Raw genomic sequence first — 11,601 nt, forward strand, 5'->3', positions numbered from 1 at the left:
TCAATCTTCCAGCGTGCCCGACCTCGCGTCGGCGCTCTTCTTGTCGCCGACCAGTTTCAACAGGTCCTCGCCGGCGCGGATGATGCGGCGCGAGCGCCGGGTCAGGATGATGCCGTCCTGCGGTGCGAAGACTTCGGTGCGGCCATCGGCTTCGCCCGGCGCATGGACGATGGTGGCGAGGCGCGCGCCCTTGGCGACGCGGTCGCCGGGCTTCACATCGTAGAGAACAGCACCCGCCCGGGGCGCCGGCATCATGTCGATGTTTTCCAATGGGGCCACGAAGCCGGTGAAAGGACCCGGCGTGGGCAGGGCTCTGTCGGCGATCACGCCGCGTGCCACCAGCAGCCGGTAGAGGCCTTCGGCGTCGGCGGCGGCCAGGGCGCCGTCGACATCGAGGATGCCGCGATATTCGACCGTGGTGGCGACGCGGTGGTGGTCAAGCTTTGCCACATCGGCGGGGACGTTCTGGTAGGGCATGATCGAGGCGCCCTCGAAGGTGCCGGCGGTGTCCTCGCTCCACAGCACGACCGCATCGACGCCCATGGCGGCGGCACAATCGGCCATGGCCGGCCAAAGGCTGGTGTGGATGTAGAGATAGGCGAGGCCCTCGTCATCGCAGTGCAGGTCTAACACGATGTCATGGCCAAGCGACAACTGCATCAGCCGGGTCTTCAGTCGCTGGTCGACCGTGCCAAGGCTGGTGTCGGGCAAGAGTGCTGCGTCGGGCGTGGCGAGCAGCGGAAAGCCGCGGTTGAAATTGGTGCGCGTGCCCAGATGGAAGCGGCCCTGATGATCGCCGAAATGATATTGCGCCCGGCCGATCGGGTTGGCCCAGGGTACGATGGTGAGATTGCCCTTGATGCGGCCTTCGGCTTCGGCCTTGTTGAGCATCGGCATCAGCGCGTCGATGGCGACGACGCCCGGCAATTCGCCGGCATGGAGCGCTGCCTGCAGATAGGCCGAAGGGGCGGCCTTGTCAGTGCCCGCGAAGCGGAACAGCGGAAATTCGTAGGAAACGCCTTCGCTTTCGCCGGCGATGCGTTCGATCGATTTCTGCATGACTTCCTCCATCTAGAGCCAGAAGACATGCCCATTTGAAAGCGCCGATGTCGATTGGTCCAGCCTGCCGCGCTATGGGCGCAAGCGGTTACTCTGCGGGAGCCTGAAGCGGGATGACGGGCGCTCGCCGGTCCAGCGCCTGCGACAGCACAGCGACCGCGACCGCCAACAAGGCGATCACCGCACCGACCAGCGGCAGATTGGCATAGGAAACACCGGCGGAAAGGGCCACGCCGCCGATCCAGGCGCCGCTGGCATTGCCGACATTGAAGGCGCCCTGGTTCAGCGTAGCGGCGAGGTTCGGCCCCTCGGAGGCCGCCTCGACGACGCGGATCTGCAGCGGCGGCACGACGACGAAGATCAGCAGACCCCACAGGAAGACGATGCCGATAGCGACATTCGCGATGGCGCCGAACTGCATGAAGCCGACCAGCAGCAGCGCCATCGCGAGCAGCGTGCCGATCACCGTCGGCATCAGCTTCCAGTCGGCCAGCCTGCCACCGATGATGTTGCCGATGGTCATGCCGGCGCCGAACAGCAGCAGCACCCAGGTGACCGCAGAGGTGGACAGACCGGAGACGTCGGTGAGGTAGGGCTTGATGTAGGTGAAGACGGTGAACAGGCTTGCGGAGGTCAGCGCCGCAATCAGCATCGCCAGCCAGACCTGCAATTTGCCCAGCACGCGCAGCTCGCCGCGCAGGCCGCCACCGCTCGGCTCGGCAACGTCGGACGGCACCAGCCAGGCAATGGCTGCCACCGAGATCAGGCCGATGCCGACCACGGCCAGGAAGGTGGCGCGCCAGCCGAAGGCTTCGCCAAGCGCCGTGCCGGCCGGGACGCCGAGGATGTTGGCCAGCGTCAGCCCGGCGAACATCAGCGCGATGGCGCTGGCGCGCTTGTTGCGCGGCACCAGGCTGGCGGCAACGACCGAGCCGATGCCGAAGAAAGCGCCATGGCCGAAGGCGGTGAAGACGCGTGCGGCCATCAGCGTCCAGTAGTTGGGCGAGATGGCGCAGAACAGATTGCCGACGACGAACAGCACGGCCAGCCCGACCAGCACCGGCTTGCGCGGCAAATGCGCGGTGGCCATCGCGACGATCGGGGCGCCGAAGACGACGCCGAGCGCATAGCCGGTGACCAGCAGGCCCGCCGAAGGGATGGAAACGCCGAGATCGGCGGCGACCTCCGGCAGCAGGCCCATGATGACGAATTCGGTGGTGCCGATGCAGAAGGACGCAATGGCAAGCGCAAGGATCGGCAGAGGCATGGGGCGTCCAGACTGAATCGGTTCAAATTGAAACTGCGCGACGGCATGGCCGGTCCACAAGCGTCATTGCTGCAATGCAGCAATGCAGAAAGCGAGGAGCGGACAAGAAACGGGGCGCTGGCGCGCCCCGTTGATGACCCCGATCAGCTCAGGAGAGTGAGATCACCCCATGTTTTCCGGGATCATGGCGCCTTCGGCAAGGCATAGGCGATGATATAGTCGCCGCGATCGGGTGACTGGCGCGCGCCGCCCGCCGAGACGACGACGAACTGACGGCCGCTTTCAGGCGAAGTGTAGGTCATCGGCGTCGCTTGCGCGCCGACTGGCAGGCGGCCCTTCCACAGCTCCTCGCCGGTGGCGACGTCGAAGGCGCGCAGATAGTAGTCCTGCGTGCCGGCATAGAAGACGAGGCCGCCCGCTGTCGTCACCGGTCCACCGAGTGACGGCATGCCGACCGGGATCCGCAGGCCGGTCTTCATGCCGAGCGGGCCTGTATCCTGCAGCGTGCCGGCGGGAACCTGCCAGACGAGCTGGCGCGACTTCAGGTCGATGGCGCTGATCGTGCCATAGGGCGGCTGATGGCAGGGAACCCCCAAAGGCGACATGAAGCCGTTCTTGAGCGCGCCATAGGGTGTGCCGAGCTGAGTGCCGAGGCCATCATGCGCGGCCGACGGGCCATAATTGTCTGCCACGGCGCGCGGCAGCAGCTCGACGAATTGCGGCATACGGATGTCGTTGACGATCAGATAGCCATTGGCCTCGTCGATCGAGGCACTGCCCCAGTTCATGCCGCCATAATAGCCGGGAAACTGCAGCGAGCGCGTCAGGCCCGGAGGCGTGAATTCGCCCTCGTAGCGCAGCTTCTTGAAGCCGATGCGGCAATAGAGCTGGTCGAGCGGGGTGGCGCCCCACATGCTTGCCTCGGTGAACAGCTTGTCGCCGATCGAAGGCATGCCGACCGAATAGGGTTGGGTCGGCGACAGGAAATCCTCCTTGGCGCCGCCATCCTGCGGCACCGGCTTTTCCTGCACCTCGGTGATCGGCTTGCCGTCACGGCGGTCGAGCATGAAGATCTGGCCGCGCTTGGTCACCTGGATCAGCGCCGGCACCTTGCCGCCCTTGCCGTCCGGCACGTCATAGAGCGCCGGCTGCGAGGGAAGGTCGTAGTCCCAGAGGTCGTGATGCACGGTCTGGAACTTCCAGCGCTCGCGGCCGGTGGCGATGTCGAGCGCGACGACCGAAGCGGTGTAGTCTTCCGCCGCCTTGCTTCGCTCGGCGCCGAAGAAGTCGGGCGTGGCATTGCCGGTCGGCAGATAGACGAGGCCGAGCACGTCGTCATAGCTCGGCGTCGACCAGACGTTGGGCGTGCCGCGCGTGTAGCTCTGGCCTTCCGGCGGCAGTTTGGTGATATCAGGGTTGCCGAGATCCCAGGCCCAGACCAATTCGCCTGTCTTGGCGCTGAACGCACGAACGGCGCCGGAGGGCTCGCCGGTCTCGACATTGTCCCAGACCCAGCCGCCGATCATGATGAGATCGCGCATGACGGTCGGCGCCGAGGTCTGGAAGTAGAAGCCGGGCTTGACCTCGCCCATGCCTTGCTTGAGGTCGACGGTGCCGCTCTTGCCGAAATCGGGACAGGGCTGGCCGGTCTTGGCATCGATCTCGATCAGCCGCGCGTCGATGGTGGTCATGACGATGCGCCCGGCGCAGGCAGTCGCCGTGGCACCAGCCGCTGGCGCGGCGGCGTCGGTCGTGGGCTCGTAATAGCTAACGCCACGGCAGCGCTGCCACAGCGGCGCCGAGGCCTTCGGATCGAATTTCCAGCGCGGCTCGCCGGTCTCGGCGTTGAGTGCGTTGACGATGTTTTTCGAGGAGCAGGTGTAGACCGTGTCGCCGACCTGCAGCGGCGTGTTCTGGTCCTCGGCGCCCTTGGCCGGGACATCGCCGGTGCGGAAGGTCCAGGCGACCTTCAAATCCTTGACGTTGTCCTTGGTGATCTCAGCGATCGGCGCATAGCGCGTGCCGGCCGGCGTGCGGCCGTAGTGGCGCCAGTCGGTGCTGGAGGCTGCCTCAGCCGGCACTGGGGCCTCGGTGGCGGCGACCGTGTTGCGGATCACGCCATGCGGCTGGAAGGCATAGGCGGCGGTGGCGATCAGGCCGAGCACCAGAACACCGGCAAAGGCGAAGGGGCCGCGCTTGCCGCCGCGCGATGAGGGAAACAGCGGCGCCAGCAGAAGGGCGACCACGGCCAGCACGGTGGGCGCGACCAGTCGCGGCACCAGTGGCCAGAAATTCAGCCCGGCTTCCCAGAACGCCCAGGGAACCGTGGCGAGGAAGACGAGGATGTAGAGCCAGAAGCCTGCTCGCCGGCGCAAGGCGTATAGAAAACCGGAGACGATGATGCCGGCACCGGCCAGCGCGTAATACCAGGAGCCGCCGAGACCGATGAGCTGGACGCCGCCATAGAGCAGTGGCAGGCCGATAATCATCAGCACCAGGCCGAAAAGGACGAGCAGCCAGACGCCGCCGGATGTGTTGGTATCTTGGTCTGACATGTCGATCCTCACGCTTGCCTGGATAGCGAGGTCTCGCGGTCGCGGCGGCCAAGAAAGGCCGTAGGGCGATCAATGGAGGCCGGCTTCCGGTTTCGGCGACGGGGGCTTCGCCAGGGGAAATAATTTATCGCATCCTAATAGATAGCATGTTATCTTTTCCGCCATGCCCAAGCAAGACCCGGATCGTGCCAGATTTGGCCAACTCGTTATATCAGTCGCCAGGCTTTGGCGGCGCGCGGCCGACAAGGCGCTCGACGATTGCGGCCTGTCGCATGCCACCGCCATGCCGCTGGTGATGCTGTCGCGGCTCGGCGACAATCTCCGCCAGGGCGTGCTTGCCGACCATCTCGGCTTCGAGGGGCCGTCGCTGGTCCGCATCGTCGATCTGCTGGTCGAGGAAGGGTTGGTGACGCGCGCCGAGGACGCAGTCGACCGGCGGGCCAAGATCCTGTCGCTGACCGATGCCGGCCGCAGCCGTGTGACCGAGATCGAGCGCCTGCTGTCGGTGCTGCGGGCCGATCTGCTCAAGGATGTTGGCGATAGCGAACTGAAAGGGGCCGTGCTTTTGCTGAGCCGGCTGGAGGTGATGTTGAGCGAACTGGGCTGACCGGGCCGGAAGCCGGGGCCCTCAGGCCAGCGGCTTCAGCTCCTGGGCAATGGTGGGCAGCAGTTCCGAGACATTGGGGTGGATGTGCACGGCGCGCGCCAGCGTGTCGACGGGCGCCTTGGCGTACATCAGGTCGAGCACGCAATGCACCGCCTCATCGCCGCCGGGGCCAAGCACCGAGCAGCCGAGGATTTCCCTGGTGTCGGCATCGACCAGGATCTTCATGAAGCCTTGCGTCTCGCCCTTTTCGACGGCGCGGCCGACGCGGGTCATCGGCCGCTGGCCGACCAGTGCCCGGCGGCCGGATTTCTTCACCGCGGCCTCGGTCATGCCGCAACGGCCGAGCGGCGGGTCGATGTAGAGCGCATAGGCCTCGATGCGATCGCTGATCCTCCGCGGATCGTTGTCGAGCAAATTGGCGGCGACGATCTCGTAGTCGTTGTAGGAGGTGTGGGTGAAGGCGCCCTTGCCGTTGCAGTCGCCCATCGCCCAGATGCCGGGTACGCTGGTCCGCAGCTGGTCGTCGACGGTGACGAAGCCGCGCTTGTCGACCTCGACGCCGGCCCTGTCGAGGCCGAGATCGTCGGTATTGGGCGTCCGTCCCAGAGCCAGCAGCACATGCGAGCCAACCGCCGGCGGTTTGCCGGCCGAGAAGGTCACGGCAATGTCCTTGCCCTGTCTGGCGAAAGCGATGTCGTCGGCGCCGGTATGAACCGATATGCCTTCGTTTTCGAGGATGGACAGGATGGCGGCGGAGACATCCTCGTCCTCGCGGCCGGTCAGGCGCGGGCTCTTCTCGATGACGGTGACTTCGCTGCCGAAACGGCGGAACATCTGCGCGAATTCGAGCGAGATGTAGCTGCCGCCGACGACGATGAGATGACGCGGCAGCACGTCGAGATCCATCATCGAGGAATTGGTCAGGTAGTCGATGTCGTGGATGCCGGGTAGGTCGGGCACCGAGGCGCGGCCGCCGGTGTTGAGGAAGATCTTCTCGGCGGTCAAAAGGTCGTCGCCGACGCGCACCGTGTTGGCGGATTCGAAACGCGCATGGCCACGATAGAGCGTGCATTTGTCCATGCCGGCGATCCAGGTCTCGAGCCCGGTGCGGGCGTCGATCGTCACCTTGTCCTTGCGCGCCTTGATCCTGGCATAGTCGACGCCGACGGGGCCGCCCAGCGTCACGCCATAGTCGGCGGCGCGGCGGGCCAGATGCGCGGCATAGGCGCTGGCAACCATGGTCTTGGTCGGCATGCAGCCGGTGTTGACGCAGGTGCCGCCGACCAGCTTGCGCTCGATCAGCGCCACGCTCATGCCGGCGGCGTTCAGCCGCCCGGCCAGCGGAGAACCGGCCTGTCCGGCGCCGATGATGATGGCGTCGAAGGTTTTGGTCGTCATACCACCGCCGCCACGATCAGCAGACCGCCGATGATTGCCACCGCGTCCTCGATGAAGGCGGCGGGCTGATCCTTGCCGAAGGCGGCTGCCAACCGGCCGCGTGCTTCGGCGCCGCCCAGCGTGCCGATGACAGCGCCGATGGCGCCGGCGATCAGACCGCCGATGGTGGCGCCGCCCGTGGCGCCGATCACCGCGCCGGTGAAGGCGCCCATGATGATGCGGGCACCGAACTGCTGCGGCACTTTACGGCTTGGCGTCGACGGCAGCTGGTCGGTGACCAACTCGACAATGGCCAGGACGGTGAAGATGCCGACGGCGGCCCAATGGCTCATGAAACTGGCCCAGGTGCCGGCAACCGGCAGCCAGCCGAGATAAGCGCCCCAGGCGATGGCGGCCGGCGCGGTCATGGCGCGAAGACCGGCAATGACGCCGATCAGAAGTGCGAGAACATACAGCATGGTTGATCCCCCTCGATCACCGGGCCGGGACAGTCCGGCAAGTGCAGGCTAGCATAGGTCAGGCATTTGACCAGCGCATGGCTTCGAAAAATCCGAATGGATTTGCGCCGGTGCTGCCGATGCTGGCACTTCCTCGTTCACTGCTTTGGCAGTGACGTCACCTGGAGCATCGTCATGGCTGAAAGCGAGCGCGCAAAGATGGCGGCCGGCGAATGGTATACGTGCCTCGACGATGAACTGGAGGCATTGCGCGTTCTCGCGCGCGACGCTGTGTTCGAGCACAATTGCCTGCCGCCGCGGCAGCGCGGAAACCTCGGGCCTGGCCTGAAGGCACTGCTCGGCAGTGCCGGCGAGGGCGCTCGCATCGAGGCGCCTTTCCACTGCGCCTATGGCTTCAACATCTTTCTCGGTGACGGCGTCTTCCTCAATGCCGGCTGCACCATTCTTGACACCGCAAGCGTGCGCATCGGCGAGGGAACGCTGCTTGGCCCCAATGTGCAGATCTACTGCGCCGAGCATCACAAGGAGGCCAGTGGGCGGCAGGCCGGATTGGAGATCGCCAGGCCGGTCGAGATCGGCGCCCATGCCTGGATCGGCGGCTCAGCCGTCATCCTTGGCGGCGTCAGCATCGGCGAAGGTGCCATCGTCGGCGCCGGCGCGGTGGTGACGCGCGACGTGGCTGCGAACACCACGGTGGTCGGCAATCCGGCACATCGGGTCAAGCGGGACTGAGCAGATCAGGGCGACAGGACGTAAGTCATGCGCTCGTCCCGGTCGGTCCGCCTGGAGAATTCGCGGCGGTATTGTGCCGGCGATGTCTTAAGCCTTGCCGCGAAATGCTGGCGCAGCGAGGTGGCGCTGCCGAAGCCTGCCTCGAAGGCCACCATGTCCATCGACTTTTCCGTCGCCTCCAGCAGTCGCTGCGCCAGTTCGATCCGCTGGCTGGCCAGCCATTCGCCGAAACTGGTGCCGATCGATTTCTGGAAGCGGCGGGTGAAGGTGCGACGGGTCAGGCCGGCGGCCTTGGCGACGCTGTCCAGGCTATGCGTCTCTCCGAGCGCCGCGCGAACCGCGTCGAGGGCCTGGGTGAAACGGTCGGCGTCGGCGCTTCTTGCCACCGGATGCTCGATGAATTGCGCCTGCCCGCCCTGTCGATGTGGGGAAAGAACGATCTGGCGGGCCAGCCGGAGTGCTGCTTCCGCGCCATAGCGGGCGCGCACGATGTGGAGACAGCAGTCGAGACCGGCGGCGACGCCGGCCGAGGTCACGACGTCGCCATTGTCGACATAAAGCACCGTGGCATCGACGACGATGTCGGGATGGAGCGTTTGCAACTGCTCGGAATAGGCCCAGTGCGTCGCGGCTCGGCGGCCCGAAAGCAGCCCGGCCGCGGCAATGGCGAAGGTGCCGAGGCACAGGCCGACGATCAAGGCGCCGCGTTGGTGCGCCTGGCGCAGCGTTTCCATCAGCAGAGGCGACACCGGTTCGCCCAGATGATGCCAGCTTGGGATGATGACGATGTCGGCGTCGTCAAGCCCTTCGAGCCCATGCGGCGCGGCAACGGTCAAGCCGGCCTCGGTGTGGATCGGGCCGGCCTTGACCGCGCAGATGCGGAAGTCGAAGCGCGGCAGGCCAAGCGCCGTCCTGTCCTCGCCGAAGACCAGGCACGGCACGGAAAGATGGAACGGGCTGATGCCGTCGAAGGCGAGGACGGCAATGATCGGGTCGGTCATGGGTGCTTCCGGAAGTCGAAAAACGGATTGTCCCAATTCTTTCGAATGATGTCAATCGGGCCACTTTCGGCTGTCTGGGAACCCGCCTATTTTCGACCCATCGCATTCAAGCCGGAAAGGGAAACACCATGTCTGACCCAGCCAACACCACGCCGCGCCGGGCGCTGATCGTCGTCGATGTGCAGAACGACTATGACGGCGGCAATCTCGCCATCCAGCATCCGCCATTCCGCGATAGCGTCGTCAATGTGGCACGCGCGATGGACGCAGCGGCAGCTGCCGGCATCAAGGTGGTGGTCGTCAAGCAGATGGCACCCGAGACATCGCCGATCTTCGCCAAGGGCAGCCATGGCGGCGAACTCCATCCCGAAATCGCCAGGCGTGAGCGCGATCACTATGTCGAGAAGAACCTGCCCAGCGCCTTTACCGGCACTGATCTGGAGGACTGGCTGCGCGCCAATGCCATCGATACGATCACTGTGGTCGGCTACATGACGCACAATTGCGACCTGTCGACCATCATCCACGCTGTCCACATGGGCTTTGCCGTCGAGTTCCTGTCGGATGCGACCGGCTCGGTGCCTTACGCCAACAGCGCCGGCTACGCCTCGGCCGAGGAGATCCACCGCGTGGTGACGATCATCCTGCAGTCGCGCTTCGCCGCCGTGCTCAAGACCGCCGAATGGGTCGAGTGCCTGAAGACAGGCGCGCTGCCGGAGCGCGACACGATCTTCGGCTCCAACCAGCGGGCCCTGTCGCGCAGCGCCGCGTAGGACTATCCGAAAAAACAGAAAGGGCGCCGCATCGCTGCGGCGCCCTTTGCGGTTCTACGATCAAGAGATCTTAGAAGAGGCCTTCGATCTGGCCGGCCTCGTTGAGGAAGATCTTTTCCGAGGACGGAGCCTTGGGCAGGCCGGGCATGGTCATGACCTCGCCGCAGATGATGACGACGAAGCCGGCACCGGCCGAAAGCCTGACCTCGCGCACCGGCACGGTGTGACCGGTCGGCGCGCCGCGCAGGTTCGGGTCGGTCGAGAAGGAATACTGGGTCTTGGCCATGCAGACCGGCAGATGGCCATAGCCGGCCTGCTCCCAGGCGTGCAGCTGGTCGCGCACCGACTTGTCGGCGATCGCTTCGGAGCCGCGATAGATGCGCTGGACGATGGTGTTGATCTTCTCGAACAGCGGCATGGCATCGGGATAGAGCGGCGCGAACTGCGATGCGCCGGATTCGGCCAGCGCCACCACCTTGTTGGCGAGTTCCTCGATGCCAGCCGAGCCGTGGGCCCAGTGCTTGCACAGGATCGCTTCCTCGCCCATCGAGGCGACATAGTCCTTCATCGCCTGGATCTCGGCGTCGGTGTCGGAATAGAAGTGGTTGATGGCAACCACCGCCGGCACGCCGAACTGCCTGATATTCTCGATGTGGCGGCCGAGGTTGGCGCAGCCCTTCTTCACCGCCTCGACGTTTTCCTTGCCGAGGTCTTCCTTCTTGACGCCGCCGTTCATCTTCATGGCGCGCACGGTGGCGACGATGACCGCCGCCGCCGGCTTCAGGCCCGCCTTGCGGCACTTGATGTCGAAGAATTTTTCCGCGCCAAGATCGGCGCCGAAGCCGGCTTCGGTGACGACATAGTCGGCGAGCTTGAGCGCCGTCGTGGTTGCGACGACCGAGTTGCAGCCATGCGCGATGTTGGCGAACGGGCCGCCATGCACGAAGGCCGGGTTGTTCTCCAGCGTCTGCACCAGGTTGGGCTGCATGGCGTCCTTCAGGAGCACGGCCATGGCGCCGTCGGCCTTGAGGTCGCGGGCATAGACCGCCGACTTGTCGCGGCGATAGGCGACGATGATGTCGCCGAGGCGCTTTTCCAGGTCCTTCAGGTCGGTGGACAGGCACAGGATGGCCATGACTTCCGAGGCGACGGTGATGTCGAAGCCGGCTTCGCGCGGGAAACCGTTGGCGACGCCGCCGAGCGAGCAGATGATCTCGCGCAGCGCACGGTCGTTCATGTCCATGACACGGCGCCAGACGACGCGGCGGGTGTCGATGCCGAGTTCATTGCCCCAGTAGATGTGGTTGTCGATCAGCGCCGAAAGCAGATTGTGCGCCGTGGTGATGGCATGGAAGTCGCCGGTGAAGTGGAGGTTCATGTCCTCCATCGGCACGACCTGCGCATAGCCGCCGCCGGCAGCACCGCCCTTCACGCCGAAATTCGGGCCGAGCGAGGCCTCGCGGATGCAGACGATCGCCTTCTTGCCGATGCGATTCAGGCCGTCGCCGAGGCCGACCGTGGTCGTGGTCTTGCCTTCGCCGGCCGGCGTCGGATTGATGGCGGTGACGAGGATCAGCTTGCCGTCCTTGTTGCCCTTCACCGACTTGATGAATTCGGCTGATATCTTGGCCTTGTCGTGGCCGTAGGGCAGCAGATGTTCGGTCGGGATGCCGATCTTCTGGCCGATCTCCTGGATCTGCTTTTTCTTGGCGCCGCGCGCGATCTCGATGTCGGACTTCACTTCGGCCATG

At 65.4% G+C, this 11,601-nt stretch carries 10 protein-coding genes; 3 read left to right on the plus strand and 7 right to left on the minus strand.

The features are described 5' to 3' along the window. The 3 genes from ACZ89F_RS02555 to ACZ89F_RS02565 form a co-directional block, all read right to left on the minus strand. Window positions 1-1,059 carry a M14 family metallopeptidase gene (locus ACZ89F_RS02555; protein ID WP_476090262.1) on the minus strand — a complete coding sequence of 353 codons (1,059 nt, stop codon included), beginning with the start codon at window positions 1,057-1,059 and terminating at the stop codon, window positions 1-3. Window positions 1,060-1,147: 88 nt separating this feature from the next. After that, window positions 1,148-2,326: an MFS transporter gene (locus ACZ89F_RS02560; protein WP_476090263.1), complete on the minus strand. Its 1,179-nt coding sequence runs from the start codon at window positions 2,324-2,326 to the stop codon at window positions 1,148-1,150. 182 nt (window positions 2,327-2,508) lie between these two features. After that, window positions 2,509-4,881: a membrane-bound PQQ-dependent dehydrogenase, glucose/quinate/shikimate family gene (locus tag ACZ89F_RS02565; RefSeq protein WP_476090264.1), complete on the minus strand. Its 2,373-nt coding sequence runs from the start codon at window positions 4,879-4,881 to the stop codon at window positions 2,509-2,511. 163 nt (window positions 4,882-5,044) lie between these two features. Between ACZ89F_RS02565 and ACZ89F_RS02570 the strand changes: the two genes are divergently transcribed. Next, entirely contained in the window at window positions 5,045-5,488 is a 444-nt protein-coding gene (locus ACZ89F_RS02570) for a MarR family winged helix-turn-helix transcriptional regulator (protein WP_476090265.1), read from the plus strand. A gap of 21 nt (window positions 5,489-5,509) precedes the next feature. Here ACZ89F_RS02570 and ACZ89F_RS02575 read toward each other — a convergent pair whose 3' ends face one another. Together ACZ89F_RS02575 and ACZ89F_RS02580 are read right to left on the minus strand one after the other, a co-directional pair. Beyond that, the gene (locus tag ACZ89F_RS02575) at window positions 5,510-6,886 is read right to left on the minus strand and encodes an FAD-containing oxidoreductase (RefSeq protein ID WP_476090266.1); all 1,377 of its coding nucleotides are present in this window, start codon (window positions 6,884-6,886) and stop codon (window positions 5,510-5,512) included. Next, window positions 6,883-7,344, minus strand: a complete 462-nt coding sequence (locus ACZ89F_RS02580) for a DUF4126 domain-containing protein (protein WP_476090267.1) — start codon at window positions 7,342-7,344, stop codon at window positions 6,883-6,885. Before ACZ89F_RS02580 ends, ACZ89F_RS02575 begins: the two co-directional genes overlap by 4 nt. A gap of 174 nt (window positions 7,345-7,518) precedes the next feature. On the opposite strand from ACZ89F_RS02580, the gene ACZ89F_RS02585 reads away from it, so the two are divergent. Further along, on the plus strand, window positions 7,519-8,076 hold the full coding sequence (locus ACZ89F_RS02585) for a sugar O-acetyltransferase (protein WP_476090268.1): 558 nt from the start codon (window positions 7,519-7,521) through the stop codon (window positions 8,074-8,076). A gap of 5 nt (window positions 8,077-8,081) precedes the next feature. Here ACZ89F_RS02585 and ACZ89F_RS02590 read toward each other — a convergent pair whose 3' ends face one another. Further along, on the minus strand, window positions 8,082-9,077 hold the full coding sequence (locus ACZ89F_RS02590; RefSeq protein ID WP_476090269.1) for a GlxA family transcriptional regulator: 996 nt from the start codon (window positions 9,075-9,077) through the stop codon (window positions 8,082-8,084). A 128-nt stretch (window positions 9,078-9,205) separates the two neighbouring features. Here ACZ89F_RS02590 and ACZ89F_RS02595 point away from each other — a divergent pair, with 128 nt between their 5' ends. Then, window positions 9,206-9,850, plus strand: a complete 645-nt coding sequence (locus ACZ89F_RS02595; RefSeq protein ID WP_476090270.1) for a cysteine hydrolase family protein — start codon at window positions 9,206-9,208, stop codon at window positions 9,848-9,850. Window positions 9,851-9,920: 70 nt separating this feature from the next. Here ACZ89F_RS02595 and ACZ89F_RS02600 read toward each other — a convergent pair whose 3' ends face one another. After that, on the minus strand, window positions 9,921-11,600 hold the full coding sequence (locus ACZ89F_RS02600; RefSeq protein ID WP_476090271.1) for a formate--tetrahydrofolate ligase: 1,680 nt from the start codon (window positions 11,598-11,600) through the stop codon (window positions 9,921-9,923). Window position 11,601 lies beyond the last annotated feature (1 nt).

It is taken from the genome of Mesorhizobium sp. USDA 3734 (assembly GCF_056279665.1).